At 71.4% G+C, this 24,587-nt stretch carries 20 protein-coding genes and 1 tRNA gene; 3 read left to right on the plus strand and 18 right to left on the minus strand.

Annotated features, from left to right (window positions below; translation table 11 throughout):
- Nucleotides 1-58 precede the first annotated feature (58 nt).
- The 15 genes from whiA to polA form a co-directional block, all read right to left on the minus strand.
- Nucleotides 59-1,039 carry a DNA-binding protein WhiA gene (gene whiA / locus ACYVHQ_RS03125; protein WP_460510672.1) on the minus strand — a complete coding sequence of 327 codons (981 nt, stop codon included), beginning with the start codon at nucleotides 1,037-1,039 and terminating at the stop codon, nucleotides 59-61.
- 104 nt (nucleotides 1,040-1,143) lie between these two features.
- Complete coding sequence (gene rapZ, locus ACYVHQ_RS03130) at nucleotides 1,144-2,025, minus strand: RNase adapter RapZ (RefSeq protein WP_460510673.1); 882 nt, start codon at nucleotides 2,023-2,025, stop codon at nucleotides 1,144-1,146.
- Between the two features lie 39 nt (nucleotides 2,026-2,064).
- A complete protein-coding gene (gene uvrC, locus ACYVHQ_RS03135) occupies nucleotides 2,065-4,020 on the minus strand; it encodes an excinuclease ABC subunit UvrC (protein WP_460510674.1) in 1,956 nt (651 codons plus the stop codon).
- Complete coding sequence (gene uvrA, locus ACYVHQ_RS03140; protein WP_460510675.1) at nucleotides 4,017-6,974, minus strand: excinuclease ABC subunit UvrA; 2,958 nt, start codon at nucleotides 6,972-6,974, stop codon at nucleotides 4,017-4,019. The genes uvrC and uvrA overlap by 4 nt, the downstream gene beginning before the upstream one ends.
- Before the next feature lie 49 nt (nucleotides 6,975-7,023).
- A complete protein-coding gene (locus ACYVHQ_RS03145; RefSeq protein ID WP_460510676.1) occupies nucleotides 7,024-7,926 on the minus strand; it encodes an SDR family NAD(P)-dependent oxidoreductase in 903 nt (300 codons plus the stop codon).
- Nucleotides 7,916-9,982, minus strand: a complete 2,067-nt coding sequence (gene uvrB, locus ACYVHQ_RS03150) for an excinuclease ABC subunit UvrB (RefSeq protein ID WP_460510677.1) — start codon at nucleotides 9,980-9,982, stop codon at nucleotides 7,916-7,918. The genes ACYVHQ_RS03145 and uvrB overlap by 11 nt, the downstream gene beginning before the upstream one ends.
- Before the next feature lie 10 nt (nucleotides 9,983-9,992).
- A complete protein-coding gene (gene coaE / locus ACYVHQ_RS03155) occupies nucleotides 9,993-10,643 on the minus strand; it encodes a dephospho-CoA kinase (RefSeq protein WP_460510678.1) in 651 nt (216 codons plus the stop codon).
- A 90-nt stretch (nucleotides 10,644-10,733) separates the two neighbouring features.
- On the minus strand, nucleotides 10,734-12,182 hold the full coding sequence (gene rpsA / locus ACYVHQ_RS03160) for a 30S ribosomal protein S1 (RefSeq protein WP_460510679.1): 1,449 nt from the start codon (nucleotides 12,180-12,182) through the stop codon (nucleotides 10,734-10,736).
- A 174-nt stretch (nucleotides 12,183-12,356) separates the two neighbouring features.
- Nucleotides 12,357-14,051, minus strand: a complete 1,695-nt coding sequence (locus ACYVHQ_RS03165) for a DUF885 domain-containing protein (RefSeq protein ID WP_460510680.1) — start codon at nucleotides 14,049-14,051, stop codon at nucleotides 12,357-12,359.
- Between the two features lie 127 nt (nucleotides 14,052-14,178).
- Nucleotides 14,179-14,448: an HPr family phosphocarrier protein gene (locus ACYVHQ_RS03170; protein WP_460510681.1), complete on the minus strand. Its 270-nt coding sequence runs from the start codon at nucleotides 14,446-14,448 to the stop codon at nucleotides 14,179-14,181.
- A gap of 49 nt (nucleotides 14,449-14,497) precedes the next feature.
- Nucleotides 14,498-14,968, minus strand: coding sequence for a PTS sugar transporter subunit IIA (locus ACYVHQ_RS03175; protein WP_460510682.1), 471 nt, complete (start codon nucleotides 14,966-14,968; stop codon nucleotides 14,498-14,500).
- A 2-nt stretch (nucleotides 14,969-14,970) separates the two neighbouring features.
- Entirely contained in the window at nucleotides 14,971-15,279 is a 309-nt protein-coding gene (locus ACYVHQ_RS03180) for a PTS lactose transporter subunit IIB (protein WP_460510683.1), read from the minus strand.
- A gap of 36 nt (nucleotides 15,280-15,315) precedes the next feature.
- Nucleotides 15,316-16,512: a PTS transporter subunit EIIC gene (locus ACYVHQ_RS03185; protein ID WP_460510684.1), complete on the minus strand. Its 1,197-nt coding sequence runs from the start codon at nucleotides 16,510-16,512 to the stop codon at nucleotides 15,316-15,318.
- Nucleotides 16,513-16,586: 74 nt separating this feature from the next.
- On the minus strand, nucleotides 16,587-17,348 hold the full coding sequence (locus ACYVHQ_RS03190) for a DeoR/GlpR family DNA-binding transcription regulator (RefSeq protein ID WP_460510685.1): 762 nt from the start codon (nucleotides 17,346-17,348) through the stop codon (nucleotides 16,587-16,589).
- Nucleotides 17,349-17,622: 274 nt separating this feature from the next.
- Nucleotides 17,623-20,292, minus strand: coding sequence for a DNA polymerase I (gene polA, locus ACYVHQ_RS03195; RefSeq protein ID WP_460510686.1), 2,670 nt, complete (start codon nucleotides 20,290-20,292; stop codon nucleotides 17,623-17,625).
- A 256-nt stretch (nucleotides 20,293-20,548) separates the two neighbouring features.
- Here polA and ACYVHQ_RS03200 point away from each other — a divergent pair, with 256 nt between their 5' ends.
- Nucleotides 20,549-20,896 carry a PaaI family thioesterase gene (locus ACYVHQ_RS03200; RefSeq protein ID WP_460511227.1) on the plus strand — a complete coding sequence of 116 codons (348 nt, stop codon included), beginning with the start codon at nucleotides 20,549-20,551 and terminating at the stop codon, nucleotides 20,894-20,896.
- Nucleotides 20,897-20,983: 87 nt separating this feature from the next.
- Here the strand turns inward: ACYVHQ_RS03200 and ACYVHQ_RS03205 are convergent, their stop codons facing one another.
- Nucleotides 20,984-21,589 (minus strand): ANTAR domain-containing response regulator, encoded by a 606-nt coding sequence (locus ACYVHQ_RS03205; RefSeq protein WP_460510687.1) that lies wholly within the window; start codon nucleotides 21,587-21,589, stop codon nucleotides 20,984-20,986.
- A gap of 38 nt (nucleotides 21,590-21,627) precedes the next feature.
- Here ACYVHQ_RS03205 and ACYVHQ_RS03210 point away from each other — a divergent pair.
- Nucleotides 21,628-21,710, plus strand: a tRNA-Leu gene (locus tag ACYVHQ_RS03210).
- A gap of 307 nt (nucleotides 21,711-22,017) precedes the next feature.
- A complete protein-coding gene (locus ACYVHQ_RS03215; protein WP_460510688.1) occupies nucleotides 22,018-22,221 on the plus strand; it encodes a cold-shock protein in 204 nt (67 codons plus the stop codon).
- A 212-nt stretch (nucleotides 22,222-22,433) separates the two neighbouring features.
- On the opposite strand, the gene ACYVHQ_RS03220 is transcribed toward ACYVHQ_RS03215, so the two are convergent.
- Together ACYVHQ_RS03220 and pyk are read right to left on the minus strand one after the other, a co-directional pair.
- Nucleotides 22,434-22,988: a hypothetical protein gene (locus tag ACYVHQ_RS03220; RefSeq protein WP_460510689.1), complete on the minus strand. Its 555-nt coding sequence runs from the start codon at nucleotides 22,986-22,988 to the stop codon at nucleotides 22,434-22,436.
- A gap of 103 nt (nucleotides 22,989-23,091) precedes the next feature.
- Nucleotides 23,092-24,540: a pyruvate kinase gene (gene pyk, locus ACYVHQ_RS03225; RefSeq protein ID WP_460510690.1), complete on the minus strand. Its 1,449-nt coding sequence runs from the start codon at nucleotides 24,538-24,540 to the stop codon at nucleotides 23,092-23,094.
- Nucleotides 24,541-24,587 lie beyond the last annotated feature (47 nt).

Below are 24,587 nucleotides of genomic sequence, written 5' to 3' on the forward strand. Positions count from 1 at the left end.
TCGACAGTACCAGTCGACCGGTGCCGCGCACCGTGCCCGGGCACGGCGTGCGGAGAGGTCAGGCCAGGTCGAGGTCCGACGGGAGGCTGGCCTCCGTGCCGGGGACCCCCAGGTCGGCGGCCTTCTTGTCGGCCATCGCCAGGAGGCGCCGGATGCGACCGGCGACGGCGTCCTTCGTCATGGGCGGATCGGCGTGGTGGCCCAGCTCGTCGAGGCTGGCGTCGCGGTGCGCGAGTCGGAGGTCGCCGGCGTAGCGGAGGTGCTCCGGCATGTCGTCCGCGAGCAGCTCCATGGCGCGTTCGACCCGGGCGCACGCGGCGACCGCCGCCTGTGCCGAGCGCCGCAGGTTGGCGTCGTCGAAGTTGACGAGGCGGTTCGCGGTGGCACGCACCTCGCGGCGCTGGCGGAGCTCGTCCCAGGCCTGGAGCGACCGGGCAGCGCCCATGACGCCGAGCATGGCGCCGATGGCGTCCCCGTCGCGGAGCAGGACCCGGTGGACCCCGCGGACCTCCCGGGCCTTCGCGGGGACGCCCAGGCGCGCGGCCGCGCCCACGAGGGCCATCGCGGTCTCGTTGCCCGGGCAGACGACCTCGAGCGAGGCGGAGCGCCCGGGTTCCGTGAGGGAGCCCTGCGCGAGGAAGGCCCCGCGCCAGATGGCGGCGAGGTCCTCCCGGGAGCCCGTGGTGAGGCGGTTCGGCAGTCCGCGCACGGGGCGTCGACGTGCGTCGAGGAGCCCGGTCTGACGGGCGAGGGTCTCCCCCGCCTCGTGCACGCGGACCAGGTAGGACGGCTCCCGCCGCTGGCCGGACGGAGCGATCTGGGCGACGTCGCTGCGGGCCCCGTAGAGCTCGGCCAGGTCCTTGCGGACGCGACGCGCGATGACCGGGGTGTCGAGCTCGGCCTCCACGGCGATGCGGCCGGAGATGACGTGCAGGCCGCCGGCGAAGCGCAGGATCGTCGCGACCTCCGCCGCCCGGACCGTCGTCCTGCTCACCTCGACCTGGGCGAGCTCTTCTTTGACGTCGGCGGTCTGGGCCACTCGTGCATTCCTTCGTTCGGGGTGGGCGGGGGCGCGGCTCGCCGTCGGGGCGGCGGGCACGGCCGGAGGCGCGGGATCAGGGCGCCGGACGTCGCGGACGGTCGTCACTCGCGACCGAGGTCGCGGTGCTTGACGTTCACGGCGACGCCGGGCAGGCCGCGCAGATGGGCTGCCAGCTCGCGGACGAGCGTGACGGAGCGGTGCTTGCCCCCCGTGCAGCCGATGGCGATCGTAGCGTGTCTCTTGTTCTCGCGCTGGTACCCGGCGAGCACCGGCTCGAGCGCGGCGCCGAACGCGTCGACGAAGCGACGGGCGCCGTCCTGGCGCATGACGTACTCCTGCACGGGCTCGTCGAGCCCCGTGTGCGCCCTCAGCTCGGGCACCCAGAACGGGTTCGGGAGGAAGCGCGCGTCGCCGACGGTGTCGGCGTCGGTCGGCAGGCCGTACTTGAACCCGAAGCTCAGGACGGTGACCTGCACGCCCGCGCGGTCGTGCTCCGCGAACTTCTCGGTGATCGTGGTGGCCAGCTGGTGGATGTTGAGCTCGGACGTGTCGATGATGACGTCGCTGGTCTCGCGGAGCTCCTCCATGCGGGCACGCTCGGCGACGATCCCGTCGAGGAGCGTGCCGTCCCCCTGGAGCGGGTGCGGGCGTCGGACCTGCTCGAATCGCCGCACGAGGGCGGCGTCGGTGGCGTCCAGGAACAGCACCCGGGTCTTCGAGCCCATGCCGTCGCGCAGCGAGCCGATCGCCTGCTGCGCCTCCGAGAAGAGCCGCCCGCCCCGCACGTCGACGACGGCCGCGATCTTCGGCAGGCTGTCGCCGGCCCGCTCCGCGAGGTCGATGAGCGGCCGCAGCATCTGGGCGGGCAGGTTGTCGACGACGTACCAGCCCAGGTCCTCGAGGGCGTTGCCCACCGTGGACCGGCCCGCACCGGACATGCCGGTGACGACGAGGACCTCCTGCTGGTCGGACGCGTCGGTCATCTGGTGCTCGCCTTCGGTCGGAGGGATCGTCGCTCGATTCTAGGCACGGGAGGTGGACGCCTCCTGCTGCACGCCGGGGTCCTCCAGGACGTCGGGTCCGGCCCCCGTCACCTCGGCGGCCTCGCCCTCGTCGGCCGGTGCCCCGAGACGGGCCACGATGGCGGAGGCGAGCCGGGGCCCGATGCCGCGGATGCTGGCGATCTCGTCCGCGTCGGCCTGCCGCAGCCTCTTGACGGACCCGAAGTGCTTGAGCAGGCCGGCGACGCGCGAGGGCCCCAGGCCGGGGATCTCGGCCAGCTGCGTCGCCACGTCGCGCTTGCGGCGCTGCCGCTGGAAGGTGATCGCGAACCGGTGCGCCTCGTCGCGGATGCGCTGGACGAGGAAGAGGGCGTCGGAGTTGCGCGGCAGGATGACCGGGAAGTCGTCGTCGGGCAGCCAGATCTCCTCCAGGCGCTTCGCGATGCCGCAGAGGGCGATGTCGGTCACCCCCGCGTCCGCCAGCGCCCGGGCCGCCGCGGCGACCTGGGGCTGCCCGCCGTCCACGATGAGCAGGTGGGGCCGGTACGCGAAGCGCTTGCGCTGCTCCCCGACCTCCTCGACGGGAGCGAGCTCGTCGTCCAGCCGCGCGAGCCTCCTGCTCAGGGTCTGGTAGATCGACTCGGTGTCGTCCGTCGAGGACGGGATGGAGAAGCGCCGGTACTGGTCCTTGCGCGGCAGGCCGTCCTCGAAGACCACCATCGAGGCGACGATGTTCGTGCCCTGGAGGTGCGACACGTCGTAGCACTCCATGCGCAGGGGCGCCTCGGTCATGCCCAGCGCCTCCTGGATGTCGGCGAGGGCCGTCGACCGCGTGGCGAAGTCGGCGCTGCGCCGGGTCTTGTAGAGCACGAGCGACTGCTGCGCGTTGAGCGTCGCGGTCTGCAGGAGGTTCGCCTTCTCACCGCGCTGGGCGGTGCGGATCTGCACGCGACCCCGACCGCGAAGTCCTCCGAGCAGGGACTCGAGGGCCTCGACGTCGTCGGGCACGGCGGTGACGACGATCTCGCGCGGCACCTCGGCCCCGGCCGTGTAGACGCCCTGCACGACCTGCTCGACGAGGTCGCCCGTGTCGATGTCGATCTCCTTGTCGACGACCCAGCCGCGGGACCCCCGGACGCGGCCGCCGCGGACGGTGAAGAGCTGCACCGCGGCGGCGAGCTCGTCCTCCGCGATGGCGAACAGGTCGAGGTCGGCCGAGTCCCGCAGCACGACGGCCGACTTGTCGAGGACGGCCTCGAGCGCCTGCACCTGGTCGCGGTAGCGCGCAGCGTCCTCGTAGCGCTGCTCGACGGCCGCGGTGCGCATGAGCTTCTGGCGCTCCGCGACGACCTTCTTGTCGTAGCTGCCCATGAACTTGACGAACTGGTCGACGATCTCCCGGTGCTCGTCGATCGTGACCCTGCCCGAGCACGGGCCGCCGCACCGGCCGATCTGGCCGGGGAAGCACGGCTTGCCGGTCTGCATCGCCTTCTTGTAGCTGCTGTCGCTGCAGGTCCGGATCGGGAAGACCTTGATCATGAGGTCGATGGTGTCGTGCACGGCCCAGATCTTCGGGTACGGGCCGAAGTACTTGGCACCGCGGATCTTCGGGTTGCGCGTCACCATGACGCGCGGAGCCTCGTCACCGAGGGTGACCGCGAGGAACGGGTACGTCTTGTCGTCGCGGAACTTGACGTTGAAGGGCGGGTCGTACTCCTTGATCCAGGTGTACTCGAGCTGCAGCGCCTCGATGTCGCTGCCGACGACGGTCCACTCGACGGACCGTGCCGTGAGCACCATGCGACGCGTGCGTTCGTGGAGCGTGGGCAGCGGGGCGAAGTAGTTGCTCAGTCGTGCGCGGAGGTTCTTCGCCTTGCCCACGTACAGGACGCGGCCGCGCTCGTCGAGCCAGCGGTAGACCCCGGGATCGGTCGGGATCTCGCCGGCAGGGGGGCGCCAGGAGACCGTGTTGCTCATCGCGCGGCGGCGCTCCCCCGGCGCCCGCCGCGCGCCGCCGCGGGCGCGGCGCCCTTGACGGACGACACCGGGGCGGCGTGGCCCTGCTCGAGGATCTCGCGGAGGAAGACGCCCGTGTGGCTCTCGGGCACCGTCGCGAGGTGCTCGGGCGTCCCCGTCGCGAGCAGCGTGCCGCCTCCTGCGCCGCCCTCCGGGCCCATGTCGATGAGCCAGTCCGCCGACTTGATGACGTCGAGGTTGTGCTCGATCACGATGACGGTGTTGCCCTTGTCGACGAGGCCGTTCAGCACGAGCAGCAGCTTGCGGACGTCCTCGAAGTGCAGGCCCGTGGTGGGCTCGTCGAGCACGTACACGCTGCGCCCGTTCGACCGGCGCTGCAGCTCCGTCGCGAGCTTGACGCGCTGCGCCTCGCCACCGCTCAGCGTGGTCGCGCTCTGCCCGAGGCGGACGTAGCCGAGACCCACCTCGACCAGGGTCGTCATGTAGCGGGAGATCGCGGAGATCGGCGCGAAGAACTCCGCCGCCTCGCTGATCGGCATGTCGAGGACCTCGGAGATGTTCTTGCCCTTGTAGTGCACCGCGAGGGTGTCGCGGTTGTACCGAGCTCCGCCGCACACCTCGCAGGCGACGTAGACGTCGGGCAGGAAGTTCATCTCGATCTTGATGGTGCCGTCGCCCGCGCAGTTCTCGCAGCGGCCGCCCTTGACGTTGAAGCTGAACCGACCCGGCAGGTAACCCCGGGCCTTCGCCTCGACCGTCTCGGCGAAGAGGTTGCGGATGCGGTCGAAGACGCCCGTGTACGTCGCCGGGTTGGACCGCGGCGTACGCCCGATGGGCGCCTGGTCGACGTGCACGACCTTGTCGAGCGCGTCGAGGCCCGTCACGCGCGTGTGCTTGCCGGGGATCTGGCGGGCGCCGTTGAGCTGGTTCGCGAGCACCTTGTACAGGATGTCGTTGACCAGCGACGACTTGCCCGAACCGCTCACGCCGGTGACGGCCACGAGCGCCCCGAGCGGGAACTCGACGGTGACGTCGCGCAGGTTGTTGGCGCGTGCGCCCACGACGCGGAGGACGCGCGCGGGATCGATCGGGCGCCGTTCGGTCGGGGTCTCGATGCTGCGGCGGCCCGAGAGGTAGTCCCCCGTCACCGATCCACGGTTCTCGACGAGGTCGGCGTAGCTGCCCGAGTGGACGACGAGCCCCCCGTTGACGCCGGCGCCCGGTCCGATGTCGACGACCCAGTCGGCGGTCTTGATCGTGTCCTCGTCGTGCTCGACGACGATGAGCGTGTTGCCGAGGTCGCGGAGCTTCACGAGCGTGTCGATGAGCCGACGGTTGTCGCGCTGGTGCAGGCCGATGCTCGGTTCGTCGAGGACGTACAGCACGCCCGTCAGGCCCGAGCCGATCTGCGTGGCGAGCCGGATGCGCTGCGCCTCGCCGCCCGAGAGCGAGCCCGCGGACCGGGCCAGGGTGAGGTAGGTGAGGCCGACCTCGAGCAGGAACTCGAGCCGGACGCGGATCTCGCGCAGCACCTGGGCGGCGATCTTCGCCTCGCGAGCGGTGAGCTGCACGCCGTTCATGAAGTCGAAGGCCTCGCTGAGGCTGAGCTCGGCGACGTCGGCGATGTTGTGCCCGTCCACGAGCACGGCGAGGACCTCGGGCTTGAGCCGCTTGCCCTTGCACACCGCACAGGGGATCTCGCGCAGGTACTCGGAGTAGCGCTGGCGCTGAGTGTCGCTCTCGGCCTCGGCGTACTTGCGCTCGATGTAGGGCATGACGCCCTCGAAGCCGGTCGTGTACTTCATCTCGCGGCCGAAGCGGTTGCGCCACTTCACCTGGACCTCGAAGTCGTTGCCCTCGAGGACGGCGCGGTGGACGTCGGGCGAGAGGTCGCTCCACGGGGTCTTGAGCGAGAAGCCCATGTCGCCGGCGAGGCCCTCGAGCAGCTTCTGGAAGTAGTTGTAGAGGCCCTTGCCGCTCTGCGTCCAGGGCAGGATCACGCCGTCGGCCAGGCTCAGCTCGGGGTCGCCGAGCAGCAGGTCGGAGTCGACCGACATGCGCGTGCCGATGCCGGAGCACTCGGGGCAGGCGCCGAACGGCGCGTTGAAGGAGAAGGTGCGCGGCTCGATCTCGGTGAGCTGCAGGGGGTGCGCGTTGGGGCAGGAGAGCTTCTCGGAGAACGTGCGCTGCCCGTCGGCCCCCTCGCGGTCCACGAAGTCGATCGTCACGAGCCCGTCGGTGAGCCGCAGCGCGGTCTCGAGGGAGTCGGTGAGGCGCGTGAGGCCCGAGGGCGAGGCGACGAGACGGTCGACGACGACCGAGATGTCGTGCTTGACCTGCTTCTTGAGCTTGGGCGGGGAGCTCAGCTGGACCTGCTCGCCGTCGACGACGGCGCGCGAGTAGCCCGACGAGGCGAGCTCCGCGAAGAGGTCGACGAACTCGCCCTTCTTCTGCGAGACGACCGGGCTGAGCACCTGGTAGCGCGTGCCCTCCTCGAGGGTCATGAGCTGGTCGGCGATCTGCTGGACCGTCTGTCGGCTGATCGGCTCGCCGCACACGGGGCAGTGGGGCACGCCGATGCGGGCCCAGAGCAGGCGCATGTAGTCGTAGATCTCGGTGATCGTGCCGACCGTCGACCGGGGGTTGCGGTTCGTCGACTTCTGGTCGATGGACACCGCGGGGCTGAGCCCCTCGATGAAGTCCACGTCGGGTCGGTCCACCTGGCCGAGGAACTGCCGGGCGTAGGCCGAGAGCGACTCGACGTAGCGGCGCTGCCCCTCCGCGAAGATCGTGTCGAACGCGAGCGAGGACTTGCCGGAGCCCGAGAGACCGGTGAAGACGACGAGGGAGTCGCGGGGGATCTCGAGGTCGACGTCGTGGAGGTTGTGGACGCGAGCACCTCGGACGCTGAGCTTCGAGGCATCGTTCACGGGAGAGATCGTCACTGGAGCCATTCTACGGGCGCGCACCGGCCGAGGGCCGGTCCGCTCGTGGGGAGGGTGGTCAGGAGGGGGTGGGGTCGGTCGAGGTCAGGCGCGCCGACAGGGACCAGAGCGCCTCGGCGGTCGCACGGTCGCGGGCGTGGGGCTTCGCCCGCACGGCGGCGGGAGGGCCGGTGAGCTGGAACCATCCTGCGGGGCCGAGGTATTCCCCACCCGGGACGCCCGCGCCGACGGCCGCCTGCACGAGGGGCTCGGCTCCGACCTCCTTGCCCTGCGCGATGGTGTGCAGCATCGAGGTGACGACCGCGGGAGGGCGGCGCAATTCCACGACGGGCGGTCGAGGGTCGCTGAGCCCTTCGAGGGAGAGCCCGGGGTGGGCGACGACGCTCGACACGGACGACCCTGCCGCGCGGAGACGACGATCGAGCTCGAAGCCGAACGTCATGACGGCGAGCTTGGACCGCGCGTAGGCCACCGCGCCCGTGTAGTGGTACTGCATCATGGGGTCGTCGAGGTCGAGCCGCACGAACCGGTGCGAGATGCTGCCCAGGTGGACGACGCGACCGGCCTCCGCCTCGCGCAGGGCCGGCAGCAGGTGCGCCACGAGGGCGAAGTGCCCCAGGTGGTTGGTCCCGAACTGCAGCTCGTGCCCGTCGGCGGTCTCCTGGCGCCGTCGGGAGCCGACGACCCCGGCGTTGGCGAGCAGCACGTCGACGGGACCACCCGCACCGATGGCCGACGCTCCCGACCGGACCGACGCCAGGTCGGCCAGGTCGAGGTCGACGGTCTCGAGCTCGGCGCCGGGGACGCGGGCACGGATCGCGTCGGCAGCCCGGACGGCACGTTCGGCGGATCGGGCGGCGAGGACGACGCGGTGACCGCGCGCAGCCAGCGACTCGGCCGCGAAGAACCCCAGCCCGGCCGTCGCACCCGTGACGACGACGCGTCGGGACTCAGCGGACATGACCGGCGGCCTCCATCTGGCGGAGCTCCTTCTTGAGGTCGGCCACCTCGTCGCGCAGTCGGCCAGCCAGCTCGAACTTGAGCTCGGCCGCGGCCTGCAGCATCTGGTCGTTGAGGTCGGCGATGATCGACTCGAGCCCCTGGGCCGCGCCCGCGGCACGACCCTGGCGGGCGAGCCCGGGGGTGGGCGACCGCTTCGCACCCTGGCGGCCCTCGAGCAGCGCGGCCGTGTCGGCACCCTCGCGGGCGAGGACCTCGGTGATGTCGGCGATCTTCTTGCGCAGCGGCTGCGGGTCGATGCCCCGTTCACGGTTGTAGGCGATCTGCTTGTCGCGCCGTCGCTCCGTCTCGTCGAGCGCCTGGCGCATCGAGTCGGTGATCGTGTCGGCGTACATGTGCACCTGGCCCGAGACGTTGCGCGCCGCGCGGCCGATGGTCTGGATGAGCGAGGTCGACGACCGGAGGAAGCCCTCCTTGTCGGCGTCGAGGATCGCGACGAGCGACACCTCGGGCAGGTCGAGGCCCTCGCGCAGGAGGTTGATGCCGATGAGGACGTCGTAGACGCCCTGGCGGAGCTCGGTGAGGAGCTCGACCCGTCGGAGCGTGTCGACGTCGCTGTGCAGGTACCGCACGCGCACGCCGGCCTCCGTGAGGAAGTCGGTCAGCTCTTCGGCCATCTTCTTCGTCAGGGTCGTGACGAGGACGCGCTCGTCGCGCTCCGAGCGGGTGCGGATCTCGTCGAGCAGGTCGTCGATCTGGCCCTCGGACGGCTTGATGACGATCTCGGGGTCGACGAGGCCGGTGGGGCGAATGATCTGCTCGACCACGCTGTCGGTGATGCCGAGCTCGTACCGCCCGGGCGTCGCCGAGAGGTAGACCTTCTGGCCGACCCGGTCGAGGAACTCCTCGAACTTGAGGGGGCGGTTGTCGAGGGCGCTCGGCAGACGGAACCCGTGGTCGACGAGCGTGCGCTTGCGCGAGGCGTCGCCCTCGAACATCGCGCCGATCTGGGGCACGGTCACGTGCGACTCGTCGATGACGACGAGGAGGTCGTCGGGGAAGTAGTCGAGCAGGCAGTGCGGGGCCTCCCCCGGCGATCGACCGTCGATGTGCGCCGAGTAGTTCTCGATGCCGTTGCAGAAGCCGATCTGCTCCATCATCTCGAGGTCGAACGTGGTGCGCATGCGCAACCGCTGCGACTCGAGGAGCTTGCCCTGCTGGTCGAGCTCGGCCAGCCGACCCGCGAGCTCGTCCTTGATGGTGCCGATGGCGCGGTGCATGACGTCGGTGCCGGCCACGTAGTGGGACCCGGGGAAGACCGAGACGGCGTCGAGGGTCTTGACGACGTCGCCGGTCAGCGGGTGCAGGGCGTAGAGCGCCTCGATCTCGTCGCCGAACATCTCGATGCGGATGGCCAGCTCTTCGTACATCGGGATGATCTCGATGGTGTCGCCGCGCACCCGGAAGTTGCCGCGCGAGAAGTCGATGTCGTTGCGCTGGTACTGCATCGAGACGAACCGACGGATGAGGGTCTCGCGGTCGATCCGCTCTCCCACCTGCAAGGCGATCATGGCCTCGAGGTAGCCCTCGGGCGTGCCCAGGCCGTAGATGCACGACACGGTCGAGACGACGATGACGTCTCGTCGACTGAGCAGCGAGTTCGTGGTCGAGTGCCGCAACCGCTCGACCTCGGCGTTGATCGAGCTGTCCTTCTCGATGAAGGTGTCGGTCTGCGGGACGTAGGCCTCGGGCTGGTAGTAGTCGTAGTACGAGACGAAGTACTCGACCGCGTTGTGCGGGAACATCTCGCGGAACTCGTTCGCGAGCTGGGCGGCGAGCGTCTTGTTGTGGGCGAGCACCAGGGTGGGCCGCTGGACGGCCTCGACCAGCCAGGCGGTCGTCGCCGACTTGCCGGTGCCGGTCGCACCGAGCAGCACGACGTCGGTCTCGCCCGCGGTGATGCGCCCTGCCAGCTCGGCGATCGCGGCGGGCTGGTCGCCGCTCGGCTCGTACTCGCTGACGACCTCGAAGGGCCGGACGCTACGGGTGGGTTCCATGGTCTCGAGTCTACGAGCGGCCACCGACACCGGTGGCCGGTCCGGCCTCCTGCTTCGCCGCTGCCAGCGAACGCAGCTCGGGCCAGAGGGCGTCCACCGCCTCCAGCGTCGCCGCGAGGCTGCCGGACGCGTCGACGACGTGGTCGGCGACCGCCAGGCGGGCCTCGTCGTCGGCCTGCGCGGCGATGCGGCGACGCGCGTCGGCCTCGTCCGTGCCGCGCAGCTCGACGAGCCGTCGCAGGCGTTCCCCGGCCGGGGCGTGCACGACGACGACGACGTCGAACTCGCCGCTCCCCCGCGACTCGACCAGCAGGGGCACGTCGTAGACGACGACGCGGGCGGGGTCCTCCGCGACGGCCTCGGCCATCCGTCGACGACTGAGCTCCTGCACGGCCGGGTGGGTGATCGCCTCGAGGTCGCGCCGGGCCGCTCCGTCGGAGAAGACGATCGCCCCGAGGGCCGGGCGATCCAAGGTGCCGTCCTCGCGGAGCACCCCGGGGCCGAACCGCTCGACGACCCGGGCGAGCCCGGGCGTGCCGGGGGCGACGGCCTCGCGGGCGAGCAGGTCGGCGTCGACGACGGCGGCCCCGAGCTCGGCGAGACGGCGGGACACGACGCTCTTGCCGGCGGCGATGCCCCCGGTCAGGCCACAGACGAACACGCGCACGACGCTACACGTGCCGCCACCGGTGGGAACGCCGAGAGGCGGCTCCCCCCAGGGGGAACCGCCTCTCGGTGCGTGAGCCGTGGCTCAGTTGTTGCTGGAGAGCTTCTCGCGCAGTGCGGCGAGCGACTCGTCGTCCGCGAGCGTGCCGGCGCCGGCCGCCTCGCTCGTGAACGTCGAACCCGTCGGGGCCTCGAAGCTGGTGCTCTCGTCGGCGAGCGACGCGGCGACCTGCTTCTTGTGGGCCTCCCAGCGAGCCTGGGCGGCAGCGTAGTCCTGCTCCCACTTCTCGCGCTGGGACTCGAAGCCCTCGCGCCACTCGTTGGTCTCGGGGTCGAAGCCCTCGGGGTACTTGTAGTTGCCCTGCTCGTCGTACTCGGTGAGCATGCCGTAGAGCGCCGGGTCGAACTCGGTGCCCTCGGGGTCCACGCCCTCGTTGGCCTGCTTGAGGCTCAGCGAGATGCGGCGACGGTCGAGGTCGATGTCGATGACCTTGACGAACACCTCGTCGCCCACCGAGACGACCTGCTCGGCCAGCTCGACGTGCTTCGCCGACAGCTCGGAGATGTGCACGAGGCCCTCGATGCCGTCGGCCACGCGGACGAACGCACCGAACGGCACGAGCTTCGTGACCTTGCCCGGGGCGACCTGACCGATCGCGTGGGTGCGGGCGAAGACCTGCCACGGGTCCTCCTGCGTCGCCTTGAGCGAGAGCGACACGCGCTCACGGTCCAGGTCGACCTCGAGGATCTCGACGGTGACCTCCTGGCCGACCTCGACGACCTCGCTGGCGTGCTCGATGTGCTTCCAGCTGAGCTCCGAGACGTGCACGAGGCCGTCCACGCCGCCGAGGTCGACGAACGCGCCGAAGTTGACGATCGAGGAGACGACGCCCTTGCGGACCTGCCCCTTGTGGAGGTTGTTGAGGAACGTCGTGCGGCTCTCGGACTGCGTCTGCTCGAGCAGCGCGCGGCGCGACAGGACCACGTTGTTGCGGTTCTTGTCGAGCTCGAGGATCTTGGCCTCGATCTCCTGGCCGAGGTACGGCGTGAGGTCGCGGACGCGGCGGAGCTCGATGAGCGACGCGGGGAGGAAGCCGCGCAGGCCGATGTCGACGATGAGGCCGCCCTTGACGACCTCGATGACGGTGCCGGTGACGACGCCGTCGGCGTCCTTGATCTTCTCCACGTCGCCCCAGGCGCGCTCGTACTGTGCGCGCTTCTTGGACAGGATCAGACGGCCTTCCTTGTCCTCCTTCTGGAGGACGAGGGCCTCGACGGTGTCACCGACCTCGACGACCTCGGTGGGGTCGACGTCGTGCTTGATCGACAGCTCGCGCGAGGGGATGACGCCCTCGGTCTTGTAGCCGACGTCGAGGAGGACCTCGTCGCGGTCGATCTTGACGACGGTGCCCTCGATGAGGTCGCCGTCGTTGAAGAACTTCAGGGTCTTCTCGACCGCGGCCAGGAAGTCATCAGCGGATCCGATGTCGTTGATGGCGACCTGCTTGGGTGCCTTGGTCGTTACGGTTGTCATGTAGTTCGTGCTCCAGTACGGGCATGCATCGGGCCGGGGTCCTCCCCGACGTGTCGGGACGTGCCGGGACCTCGGCGAACGGTTGGGAAGGCGCAGATCGCGCCGGTCGATCATACCTCGGGGGCAGGGTCGCGGCAACGAGGCAGGAGGACCGCGTGGCGCGGGCGCGCCGGCTCAGGCCAGCACGGCCCGGCGCAGCGTGTCCAGCCCCACCCCGCCGAGGCGGAGGGCCCTGTCGTGGAAGGCGCGGAGGTCGAACGCGCTGCCCTCCCGGCGTGCCACCTCGGCGCGCAGGTCCTGCCACAGGCGCTGTCCGATCGCGTAGGACGGCGCCTGGCCCGGCCAGCCCAGGTAGCGGTCGACCTCGAAGCGGAGGACCGCACCCGTCATGGAGCTGTGCTCGCCGACGAACGCGAGGGCCCGCTCGGCGTCCCACCGGCCTCCTGCGGGGTGGCGCAGGCCCAGGTGCACGCCGATGTCGACGACGACGCGGGCGGCGCGGAGGCGCTGCTCGAAGAGCATGCCGAGGCGGTCGCCGGGATCGTCGAGCCAGCCGAGCTCGTCCATGAGCCGCTCGGCGTACAGGGCCCACCCCTCCGCGTGCCCCGACGTGCCGGCGAGCTGTCGCCGCCACGTGTTGAGCGTGGCCCGCTGCGCGACGGCCGTGCCGAGCTGCAGGTGGTGCCCGGGCACGCCCTCGTGGAACACGGTCGACGTCTCGCGCCACGTCGTGAAGGCGTCGTCCCCCTCGGGGACCGACCACCACATCCGGCCCGGCCGCGAGAAGTCGTCGCTCGGGCTCGTGTAGTAGACCCCGCCGTCGTGCGTGGGAGCGATGCGGCACTCGAGGCGCCGGAGCGGCTCGGGGACCTCGAAGTGCGTGCCGGCCAGCGAGGCGACGGCGCGGTCGCTGAGCTGCTGCATCCAGTCGCGGAGGGCGTCGGTGCCGTGCAGCTGCCGCGCGGGGTCGGCGTCGAGGAGCGCGACGGCCCGGGCGATGCCCGCCCCCGGCTCGATCGAGGCGGCCACGCGCTCCTGCTCGTCGACGATCCGGGCGAGCGCGTCCAGCGCCCAGGCGTAGGTCTCGTCGAGGTCGACGGTCGCCCCGAGGAACCGGCGCGAGTGCAGCTCGTAGGCGTCCCGCCCCACGGCGTCGTCCTCGCCCGCGGCCGGGAGCAGCTCGTCCCGGAGGAACGCGGCGAAGGCCCCGTAGGCCTCGGCCGCCCGCGCGGCGGACGCGCGGAGGTCAGCGGCGAGGGCGTCGGGCAGGGCCGTCCCGTCACCGAGCCGAGCACCCTCGGCGAGCTGCGGGAAGAAGCCGTCCCCGCGGGCCGTGCGCTCGGCCTGCACGGCGACCTCGGCGACCTGGCGCGCGGCGGGGACGACGCCCTCGCCCTTGCCCAGTCGGAGGGTCTCGACGTAGCCGGAGAGGGCGGTCGGCACCCCCGCGGCACGGCTCGCTACGTCCGCCCAGTCGGCCTCGCTGCTCGTCGGCATGAGGTCGAAGACCTCGCGGATCGCCTGGGCCGGCGACGCGATGACGTTGAGGTCGCGGAGGTGCAGCCGCCGGGCGTGGTGCTCGAGGTCCAGCTGCAGCGTGGCCCGCAGGTCGACGGCGGTGACGCGGTCGACGTCGTCCACCACGGCGACCCCGTCCAGCGCGTCCAGGGCGGCCCGCGTGGCCGTGGCCACGCGCTCGTGCCCCTCCGGCGAGTGGTCCGCGTGCTCCCCCGTGCGCCCCGGCCGCCCGATCCAGGTCGCGACGGTGGGGTCGAGGTCGCAGGCGACGTCGACCCAGCGCTCGGCGACGGCGTCGACGGGGGTGGGGGTCCGGGGGCCGCTCTCGCGCGGCGGGGTCGCTTCGGTCACGGCGCGAGCGTAGCGCTCCCCCGCGAGCGAGCGCAGGAGGCCGGGGGCCGGGGACGACGGAGGCGCCGGCCGCGTGGTCCTCGGGACCACGGCGACCGGCGCCCCAGGGGTGCCGCGACGGGTGTCGCTACTCCTTGTCGAGGTCCGACGAGAGCAGCGCCGAGAGCTCGTCGAGCGCGGCGTCGGCGTTGTCGCCGTCCGTCGCGATGACGACCTCCTCGCCGTGCCCGATCCCGAGGGAGAGGACCCCCAGGATGCTCGCGGCGTTGACGCTCTGGCCCTTGGCGCTGGTCAGCGTGACCTTGGCGCCGGTCTTGCCCGCGGCCTGGCTGAACAGGGAGGCGGGGCGGGCGTGCAGGCCGACGCTCGAGCCGACGGTGACGGTACGTTCTGGCATGGTTCGTTCTCCTCTGGGGGTGGACCGGGTCGGTCGGGGGTGCGGGCGCTCAGTCCTCGTCGTCGTCGTCCGACGACGCGAGCAGGGCGTAGACCTCGTCGGCCGTGGTCGCCCCGCGCAGCGCGGCGGCGGCCTCGGGGTCGAGCAGGATGCTCGCCAGCTGGCTGAGGATCGCGATGTGGCCGTTGCCCTTGGCGGCGATGCCGACCGTCACCGAGACCTCGTTGCCGTCCCAGTCGACGGGCGTCGGGAAGCGGAGCACCACGAGGGCGTCCTCCTTCACCGAGTCCTTGCCCGCGAGGGTGCCGTGGGGGATGGCGACGCCCTCGCCGACGTAGGTGGACACCGAGCGCTCGCGCTCGAACATGGCGTCGACGTAGGCCTCGTCGACGGCACCGGCGTCGAGGAGCGCCTGCCCCGTGGCGCGGATGGCCTCGTCACGGTCCCCCGCGACGGAGTCGAGCCGGATGCTCGACCCCGCCAGCAGGGAGGTGAGGGCCGGGGACTGCTCGTCGCTCACGCTCAGACCTCGACCGTCGAGCCGTCCTGGATGGCCTTGACCACCTTGGCGACGTTGGGGTCGCCCATGAACAGCTGGAAGGGCACGACGGGCACGTCGGGGACGATGCCCCGGGCACGCTCGGCGAGGTTGTTCTGGGTGACGACGACGTCGGCGTCGGCGGGGATCGACGCGACGGGCGAGTGCTCGACGGTCACGCCGTTCTTCTTGAGCTGCTTCTTCAGCGTGGACGCGAGCATGACGCTGCTGCCCATCCCGGCGTCGCACGCCACGATCAGCTTCTTGATGGAGGAACCGTCGAGGGTTGCCATGGTGTGTCTCCTTCGGTTGGTGGTGCGGGTGGCCGATCAGGCGGAGGGAGCCGTCGAGCCCTTGCTGGCCGCCTTGTTCGAGGCGGTCGCGGCCTGGGCGTCGGCCAGGGCCTGCTCCTGCGCGGCGCGCTCTTCGTCGTTCGCCTCGCGCTTCTCCTTGCGACCGAAGCCCATGAGCAGCGACGAGACGACGAACGAGACCGCCGCCGAGAGCAGGATACCCACGAGGATCAGCGGGAAGTCACCGCGCGCGGAGACTCCGAAGTAGGCGATGATGCTGCCCGGCGAGGCGGGCCCCACGAGGCCGAGGCCGAAGATCGAGAACCAGGCGATGCCCGTGGCGCCACCGGCGACGGCGGCGACCAGGAGGATCGGCTTCATGAGCACGTACGGGAAGTAGATCTCGTGGATGCCGCCGAAGAACTGGACGACGATCGCGGCGGGCGTCGAGGGACGCACCGCGCGCGGGCCGAAGAACAGGAAGGCGAGCAGGATCCCGAGGCCGGGGCCGGGGTTCGACTCGAGCATGAACAGGACCGACTTGCCGGCGTCCGCGGACTGGATCGCGCCGAGCGGGGTGAGGAAGCCCTGGTTGATGGCGTTGTTCAGGAAGAGCACCTTGGCGGGCTCGATGATGATCGAGGCGAGCGGCAGCAGGCCGAGGTTGACCAAGCCCTCCACGGCCTCGCCGAAGCGGTCCGTCAGCCAGGTCGTGATGGGGGCGAGGCCGAAGAAGGCGGCGATGGCGAGCGCGGCGCCGATGATGCCGAGCGAGAAGTTGTTGATGAGCATCTCGAAGCCGGCCTTGATGCGGCCGTCGACGAGCTTGTCGAACTGCTTGAGGACCCACGCGGCGAGCGGGCCGACGATCATCGCGCCGAGGAACTGCGGCACGTCGGTGGCGGCGATGACGCCGAGGACCGCGACCGCGCCGATGACGGCTCCGCGCTGCCCGTGCACCATGCGGCCACCCGTGTAGGCGATGAGGATCGGCAGGAGGTACGTGATGATCGGGCCCACGATGCCGCCGTAGGGCTCGCCCGCGGCGTTCTCGCCGAAGCCGCCGAGCTGGGGCACCGGCGTCCAGCCGGTCTCGATGAAGAGGGCCGTGATGAGGCCCCAGGCGATGAACGCGCCGATGTTGGGCATGATCATGCCGGACAGGAACGCTCCGAAGCGCTGCACTGCGGCGCGGGCACCGGTGCCGGTGACCGTCGGGGTGTACTCGGACATGTGGGGGTGTCTCCTTCGACTGTGGCTGTGACTACGAGGGGTGCTGCTGGTGGTGCTGCTGGTGGGGCGCGTGGTCAGGCGACCACGACGCGGGGCCCGGCCTGTTCGACGTCGGCGGCCAGCTCGGCGTCGACGCCGGTGTCCGTCACGATCGTGTCGACCTCCGAGAGCGGCGCGACGAGGGCGAAGTCCTCGCGTCCGAACTTGGTGTGGTCGGCGAGCACGACCGTGCGGCGCGCCGCGGCCATGATCGCCTTCTTGACGCGGGCCTCGGCGAGGTCCGGGGTGCTGAGCCCCCGGTCCACCGAGACGCCGTTGGTGCCGAGGAACGCCACGTCGGCGAACACCTCGGAGATCTGCGAGCTGGTCCAGTCCCCCACGGCGGAGTACGTGCGGGGGCGCACGATGCCCCCGAGCAGGTGCAGGGTGACGGACGGCCTGCCGATGAGGATCGTCGCGACGGCCAGGCTGTGCGTGACGACCGTGAGGACGCGGTCCAGGGGCAGGAGCTCGGCGAGGCGGATGGCGCTCGTGCCCCCGTCGACGATGATCGAGCCGCCGTCGGGCAGCTCCTCGAGGGCCGCGCGCGCGATGCGGTCCTTCTCGGCGGCCGCCGTCCCCTCGCGGTCGACCACGGCGGGCTCGACGCCGAGCCGCTCGACGGCGATCGCACCCCCGTGCACGCGACGGAGGACGCCGCGCCGCTCGAGGGCGGTCAGGTCGCGGCGCACGGTCTCGGGCGTCACGGAGAGGTCCTTGGCGAGGCCGGCGACCTCGACCCTGCCCCGGCTGAGGGCGGTGTCGAGGATCTGCTGGTGACGCTCCGGTGCGTACATGGCGGGACCTCATCGTGGGACTGCTCGACCGCCCGTGGGCGTCCGTCGTGCATGGTTCGGGTGTCGTTCGACGTGCGTTCACGCGTGTCGATACGCGCCCATGTAAGTCCGTCTCAGTGGGTTCGTCAAGTCAGGTCGGGCGTGTCGTGCCCGAACGTGCCCGATCCGGGGGTGGAACGGACGTCCTCGGGCCCTCCCGGGGCCGAACGGACCCGTCCGGCGGCGGGACGCGCCCGCAGCGGCCCGTGCCCGTCCGCCGTGGTCGGCGGACCGGTCAGTGGGCGGCGGCGTCCCAGCTCTCGCCGAGGCCGACCTGGACCTCGAGGGGCACCGCGAGCTCGGCCGCCCCGCTCATGCGCTCACGCACGATGGCGCTCACCGTGTCGACCTCGCCGGGGGCGACCTCGACGATGAGCTCGTCGTGGACCTGCAGCAGGACCCGGGAGGCGAGCTCGCGCTCGTCGAGGTCGGAGCGGACCGCGAGCATGGCGCGCTTCATGATGTCCGCCGCGGAGCCCTGGATCGGAGCGTTGAGGGCAGCGCGCTCGGCGTTCTCGCGGAGCACCCGGTTCGGCGACTTCAGGTCGGCGAAGGGGCGGCGGCGACCGAAGATCGTCTCCGTGTACCCGTCTTCTCGGGCCTGTTCGACGACGTTGCGCAGGTACTCGCGCACGGCTCCGAACCGGGCGAAGTAGTCGGTCATGAGCTGCTTCGCCTCGCTGCTCTCGATCCGCAGCTGCTTGCTGAGGCCGAAGGCGCTCAGCCCGTACGCCAGGCCGTAGGACATGGCCTTGACCTTGGTGCGCATGGCGGGGGTCACGTCGGCCGGTGCGACGCCGAAGATGCGGGCGCCGACGAAACGGTGCAGGTCCTCGCCCTCCTGGAACGCCGTGATGAGCCCGGCGTCCCCCGAGAGGTGCGCCATGATGCGCATCTCGATCTGCGAGTAGTCGGCCGTGAGCAACGTCTCGTACTCCGGACCGTGCACGAACGCGCCGCGGATCTCGCGACCGACGGCCGCCTTGATCGGGATGTTCTGCAGGTTCGGGTCCACCGACGAGATGCGCCCCGTGGTCGTGCCGGTCTGGTCGTAGGTCGTGTGGATGCGCCCCTGGTCGTCGACGGCCTTGTCGAGCGTCTCGACGATCTGACGCAGCTTCGTCGCGTCGCGGTGCTGCAGGAGCAGTCCGAGGAAGGGGTGCGGGTGCTTCTCCTGCAGGTCGGCCAGCGACGCCGCGTCGGTGGAGTAGCCCGTCTTCGTCGCGCGCGTCTTCGGCATCTGCAGCTGCTCGAAGAGGACCTCCTGCAGCTGCTTGGGCGAGCCGAGGTTGACCTCGCGGTCGATCTCGGCGAACGCCAGCTGCGCGAGGTCGGCCGCGGTCTCGCCGAGGCGGGTCGAGAGGGCCCTCAGGGCGGGGCGGTCGGCGGCGACGCCGGTGCGCTCCATGTCGCCGAGGATCGGCACGAGGGGCAGTTCGAGCTCGAGGAGGACCCGACGGGACCCCTCGTCGAGGGCCTCCTGCAACGACTCGGCCAGGCGCAGGACGTACCAGGCCTCCGTCGCCGTGCCCACGGGCTCGTCCTCGGGGACGAGCTGGTCGGGCGCCGCGGCGGGCAGCTGTTCGCCGAGCTGCTCGTAGACGAGGTCGGTGAGGGAGAAGGAGGTCCGGCCCGGGCGCAGCAGCCACGCCGCGACCCGGGTGTCGCCCGCGATGCCGCGGAGGCGGAGGCCCACCGCGGCCAGGGCCTTGTAGTCGCGCTTCGCGTCGTGCAGCACCTTGGGCGCCGCGTCGTCCTCCAGCCAGGCCTCGAGCGCGACGTAGTCCCCGCGTCCGGCCGCCCAGGGCACGTGCACGGACTCGTCGGCCGTGGACAGGCCCAGGCCGAGGACGCCCTCCGCGCCGTGCTCGACCACGAGGCCGACCGGTCGCTCCGGGTCGGAGGCGTGCGTGCGGAGCCAGTGCGCGAGCTCCTCGTCGACGAGGGTGCGGACGACCGGCTGCCCCGTGGCCGGCGCAGCGGGCTCCTCGGACGTCGCGGCCACGGCTCCCTCGGACTCGGCGAGCTTGGTGACGCGGTCGAGGAGGGTGCGGAACTGCAGCTTGTCGAAGATCTCGCGGACGGCCTCGAGGTCCATCGGGCGACGGCCCAGGTCGTCGGGGCCGACCGGCAGGTCGACGTCGGTGACGAGCCGGTTCAGTCGACGGTTGCGCACGGCGCGGTCGCGCTGGTCGCGGAGGTTCTGGCCGACGACGCCCTTGATCTCGTCGGCGTGGGCGAGCACCTCGTCGAGGCTGCCGTACGCGGTGATCCACTTGACGGCGGTCTTCTCGCCCACCTTGTCGATGCCGATGAGGTTGTCGCTGGTCTCGCCGACGAGGGCGGCGATCTCGGGGTACTGCGCGGGCTCGATGCCGTAGCGCTCGAAGACCTTGTCGCGGTCGTAGCGGGTGAGCTCGGTCACGCCGCGGGCCGACGGGTAGAGGAGGGTGACGTCGTCGTCGACCATCTGGATGGCGTCGCGGTCGCCGGACACGACGAGGACGCGGTAACCGGCCGTCTTGCCCCGGGTGGCGAGGGTCGCGAGGACGTCGTCGGCCTCGAAGTCCTCTTTCTGGATCGTGGTGATGCCCATCGCGTGCAGGGCCTCCTGCAACAGGGGGACCTGGCCCGTGAACTCGGGCGGGGTCTCGGAGCGCGTGCCCTTGTACTCGGGGTACTCGCGCGTGCGGAACGAGAACCGCGAGATGTCGAACGCGACCGCGAGGTGCGTCGGCTTCTCGGCCTTGAGCAGGTTGAGCAGCATCGCGATGAAGCCGTGGATCGCGTTCGTGTGCTGCCCCTCACGGTTCACGAAGCTGTCGACCGGCAGGGCGTAGAAGGCCCGGAAGGCGAGGGAATGGCCGTCGACGACCAGGAGGGTAGGCTTTGCTGCGTCCGACACCCCGTCAGCCTAGCGGGCGCCTCCGACGGTGCTCCGGAACGTCCCAGGAGGCTCCGTGCCCGACTCCCCCGCCGCCCAGGACCCCGCCGCCCTGAGCCCCGCCGCCCACGACCTGGCCGCCCACGACCGGGCGCCCCACGGACCGGCCGACGCGAGCGGCGGCCTGCCGGGCTCCGTACCGCCCGCGGGTCCCCGTCTCAGCGACGCCGCCGCCGAGCTCTTCGGCCGCCGTGGCGTGGGCGCCCTCGCCGAGAAGATGGGCATCGAGATCCTCGAGATGAGCGCCGAGCGTGCCGTGGCCCGCATGCCGGTCGAGGGCAACACGCAGCCGGTGGGGATCCTCCACGGTGGTGCCCACGTGGTCCTGGCCGAGACCCTGGGCTCGGTCGCGGCCTCCGTCCACGCCGGTCCGGGGCGGCTGGCCATGGGCATCGAGCTGAACGCCAGCCACAGCCGTTCCGCGACCACGGGCTGGGTCACCGGCACGTGCACGGCCCTGCACCTGGGCCGCACGCTCGCGACCCACGAGATCGTGACCACGGACGACGAGGGCCGGAGGCTGTCGACGGTCCGCATCACGAACTACCTCACCGACGAGCGCTGACCGCGCTGCCGCCCCGCGGCACGACGACGCCCCCGGCACGAGGTGCCGGGGGCGTCGTCGGTGCGGCGGCCGTGAGGGCCGCGCTCGTCACTTCTTGGCGCTGAGCTGCTCGATGATGGCCTGCGCGACGTCGTGCATCGTCAGACGACGGTCCATCGAGGCCTTCTGGATCCAGCGGAACGCCTCGGGCTCGGTGAGTCCCATCTTCTCGTTCAGCAGGCCCTTGGCCCGGTCGACGAGCTTGCGCGTCTCGAACCGCTCGACGAGGTCGGCCACCTCGGCCTCGAGCGTGATGATCTGGGAGTACCGCGAGAGCGCGATCTCGATCGCGGGCAGGAGATCGTTGGGGGTGAACGGCTTCACCACGTACGCGAGGGCGCCGGCCTCGCTGGCCCGCTCGACGAGCTCCTTCTGGCTGAAGGCCGTGAGCAGCACCACCGGTGCGATGTGCCCCTTCGACAAGCGCTCGGCGGCGGAGATGCCGTCCAGCTGGGGCATCTTGACGTCCATGATGACGAGGTCGGGGCGCAGCTCGGTGGCCAGGGCGACCGCGGTCTCGCCGTCGCCGGCCTCGCCGACGACCTCGAAGCCGTTGTCGCGGAGGATCTCGACGATGTCGAGGCGGATGAGGGACTCATCTTCGGCCACGACGACGCGACGGGGTGCTGCTGCGGTTGCTTCCGTGTCACTCACGCCGTAGAGCCTACGGTATCGTCGGTCCGTCGGTGCGCGCCGGATTGGCGGAACGGCAGACGCGGGGCACTCAAAATGCTCTGTCCGAGAGGGCGTGTGGGTTCGAGTCCCACATCCGGCACCGCACCGTGCAGGGGCCGGTCCCGCCGACCGGCCACCCGGCTCGCGGATCCGTCGTCTTTTTTCACCGCAGGTGCTGCGCTCGGGACCCCGCCTGCACTACGCTGGTGGAACTGGTTGTTGTGTGACGCGCATTTGCATCTCGCGACGGGCACGGGGGTCCGCCCCGCCGCCAGGGCGACTCCGGTCACCCGTGCGGTCTCGTACCACGAGCGTGTGACGTCGTCTTCAGAGGGAGCGGACGAGAACACCGCGACGAGCGATCCCGGGACCCGGGGTCGACATCTCTCCAAGAAGGAAACAGCACAATGGCAACAGGCACCGTGAAGTGGTTCAACTCCGAAAAGGGCTTCGGTTTCATCACGCCCGACGACGGCACCACCGACGTGTTCGCTCACTTCTCCGCCATCACGGGTAGCGGCTACCGCAACCTCGAGGAGAACCAGAAGGTCGAGTTCGAGACCGCGCAGGGCCAGAAGGGCCTGCAGGCCGAGAACATCCGCGTCATCTGACGTGGGGCGCCCCTGAGGCGCCACGTCGCACCAGCGACGACACCGAGGCCTCGGCCCGCTCTGCGGGCCGGGGCCTCTCCGTGTCCCCGGGCTCGTTCCTCGCTCCGGGGAGCCGAGCTCGTCCAGGGCCGGTCCCCGGCCCCACTCCCCCGTGCCGCGGACCGCGCTCCCCCCACCGGGGGCGGTCCACGACGGCGTCGGTCCCGCTGCGGTCAGGGGTGCGGGAGGCCCAGGAGGTCCCCCACCGGTGCCCAGTCGGCCAGCGCCCGACGGTGCTCCAGCTCGGCCTCCGCGATCCGGGCCGCCACGGCCGAGGCGGGCGTCGCTGCCGCCTCCTGGTCCGTGCCGCCGTCGAGCAGCACGCGCCGCGCCCTCCTGAGCCGGAGGCCGCGCGTCGCCCAGGCGACCAGCTCCGAGCCGGTCGCGTCGTCGGGGGCGAGGCGGGCGATGGACGGCAGGAGCTCGACGGCGCCGGCCGGGACGACGGCGTCGTCCTCCGGGGCCGATCCCATGCGCGCCGTGCCGACCGCGGTCACGGCACCGACGACCGCGCCGAGCACGGCCACCGTGGCCAGGGCGAGGGCGTCGCGCACGCCCCAGACCGACCAGGCGACGACGAGGAGGGCGAGTCCTCCCGCCATCGCGCCTCCTGCACCGGCCCGCCCCCGACGACGCGGTGCGCGGGGTCCCGCGGTGGAGTCGCCCACGACCACCCAGAGGCGACCGTCGGCCCGGACGCAGCAGGGGTGGCGATCATCGACGGGCACGCCGTGAGGTTACGCCCTGCGGCCGAGCCCCCACCGACGACGGGAGGCCGGCACCCCCTGAGGGGTGCCGGCCTCCCGGACGGTGGACGCGCAGCGTCAGGCGTCAGGCGCCGGTCGCGTAGGCCGGGGCGGCCTGCGCATGCGCGTCGCCCACGCGGTGCACGCGCAGGTCGTTGGTCGAGCCCGCGATGCCGGGAGGGGACCCGGCGATGACGATCACCTTGTCGCCCTGCTGTGCGACGCCCTGACCGAGCAGGATGTCGTCGACCTGGGCGAACATGGCGTCGGTGTGCGTGACGTTCTCGACGAGGAACGACCGCACGCCCCAGCTGAGGGCCATGCGGCGGCGGGTCGCCTCGTTGGGCGAGAACGCCAGGATCGGGATGGAGTGCCGGAGGCGCGACATGCGTCGCACGCTGTCCCCCGACTCGGTGAAGACGCAGAGGAACTTGGCCTGCACGAAGTCGGCGACGTCGGCCGCGGCGAGCGTGATGGCACCACCCTGCGTGCGGGGCTTCGTGCCGAGGGGCGCGATGCGCTCCAGGCCGTGCTCCTCGGTGGAGGCGACGATGCGCGCCATGGTCTGCACGGTCGTGACGGGGTAGGCGCCCACGCTCGTCTCGCCGCTCAGCATGACGGCGTCGGCGCCGTCGAGGACCGCGTTCGCGACGTCGGACGTCTCGGCGCGCGTCGGGATCGGGTTCGAGATCATCGACTCGAGCATCTGCGTCGCGACGATCACGGGCTTGGCCATGCGGCGCGACAGCTCGACGGCGTGCTTCTGCACGATGGGCACCGCCTCGAGGGGCAGCTCCACGCCGAGGTCGCCGCGGGCCACCATGATGCCGTCGAAGGCCTCGATGATCTCCTCGAGGGCGTCGACCGCCTGCGGCTTCTCGATCTTGGCGATGACGGGGACCTTGCGGCCCTCCTCCGCCATGATCTCGTGCACGCGGACGACGTCGGAGGCGTCACGGACGAACGACAGGGCGATGAGGTCGGCACCCAGGGCGAGGCCCCAGCGGAGGTCCGCCTCGTCCTTCTCCGACAGGGCGGGGACGTTCACCGCGACGCCGGGCAGGTTGATGCCCTTGTTGTTCGAGACGGTGCCGGCCACGACGACCTCGGTCGTCACGGTGGTGCCGTCGGTCTCGAGCACGCGCAGCTTGACCCGGCCGTCGTCGATGAGCAGCGGATCGCCCGGGCGCACGTCGTCGGGCAGGCCCTTGAAGGTGGTCCCGCAGATCTCCGCGTCGCCGGCGACGTCGTCCGTGGTGATCTTGAACACGTCGCCGACCGCGAGGTCGTGCGGACCGTCCGCGAACCTGCCGAGCCGGATCTTCGGCCCCTGCAGGTCGACGAGGACGGCCACGGGCTTGCCCGCGTCGTCCGCCGCCCGACGGACGTTGGCGTAGACGCCCTCGTGGACGTCGTAGCTGCCGTGGCTGAGGTTCATGCGGGCGACGTCGACGCCGGCGTCGATGATCGCCTTGATGTCGTCGTAGCTCGACGTCGCCGGCCCGAGGGTGGCGACGATCTTTGCGCGTCTCATGGGTTCCTTCGTGTGGGGGTGGTGGGAGGGGGACGACCGAGGCCCGT

This window comes from Frigoribacterium salinisoli, assembly GCF_054781095.1.

What these genes read in the sequence shown, in the direction of transcription:
- ACYVHQ_RS03145 (WP_460510676.1), bottom strand. Translation starts at nt 7,926, where the DNA reads ATGTCCGCTGAGTCCCGACGCGTCGTCGTCACGGGTGCGACGGCCGGG.
- uvrC (WP_460510674.1), bottom strand. Translation starts at nt 4,020, where the DNA reads ATGAGCAACACGGTCTCCTGGCGCCCCCCTGCCGGCGAGATCCCGACC.
- uvrB (WP_460510677.1), bottom strand. Translation starts at nt 9,982, where the DNA reads ATGGAACCCACCCGTAGCGTCCGGCCCTTCGAGGTCGTCAGCGAGTAC.
- ACYVHQ_RS03190 (WP_460510685.1), bottom strand. Translation starts at nt 17,348, where the DNA reads ATGTACGCACCGGAGCGTCACCAGCAGATCCTCGACACCGCCCTCAGC.
- ACYVHQ_RS03170 (WP_460510681.1), bottom strand. Translation starts at nt 14,448, where the DNA reads ATGCCAGAACGTACCGTCACCGTCGGCTCGAGCGTCGGCCTGCACGCC.
- ACYVHQ_RS03185 (WP_460510684.1), bottom strand. Translation starts at nt 16,512, where the DNA reads ATGTCCGAGTACACCCCGACGGTCACCGGCACCGGTGCCCGCGCCGCA.
- rpsA (WP_460510679.1), bottom strand. Translation starts at nt 12,182, where the DNA reads ATGACAACCGTAACGACCAAGGCACCCAAGCAGGTCGCCATCAACGAC.
- ACYVHQ_RS03200 (WP_460511227.1), top strand. Translation starts at nt 20,549, where the DNA reads ATGGGCATCGAGATCCTCGAGATGAGCGCCGAGCGTGCCGTGGCCCGC.
- rapZ (WP_460510673.1), bottom strand. Translation starts at nt 2,025, where the DNA reads ATGACCGACGCGTCCGACCAGCAGGAGGTCCTCGTCGTCACCGGCATG.
- uvrA (WP_460510675.1), bottom strand. Translation starts at nt 6,974, where the DNA reads ATGGCTCCAGTGACGATCTCTCCCGTGAACGATGCCTCGAAGCTCAGC.
- ACYVHQ_RS03180 (WP_460510683.1), bottom strand. Translation starts at nt 15,279, where the DNA reads ATGGCAACCCTCGACGGTTCCTCCATCAAGAAGCTGATCGTGGCGTGC.
- pyk (WP_460510690.1), bottom strand. Translation starts at nt 24,540, where the DNA reads ATGAGACGCGCAAAGATCGTCGCCACCCTCGGGCCGGCGACGTCGAGC.
- ACYVHQ_RS03215 (WP_460510688.1), top strand. Translation starts at nt 22,018, where the DNA reads ATGGCAACAGGCACCGTGAAGTGGTTCAACTCCGAAAAGGGCTTCGGT.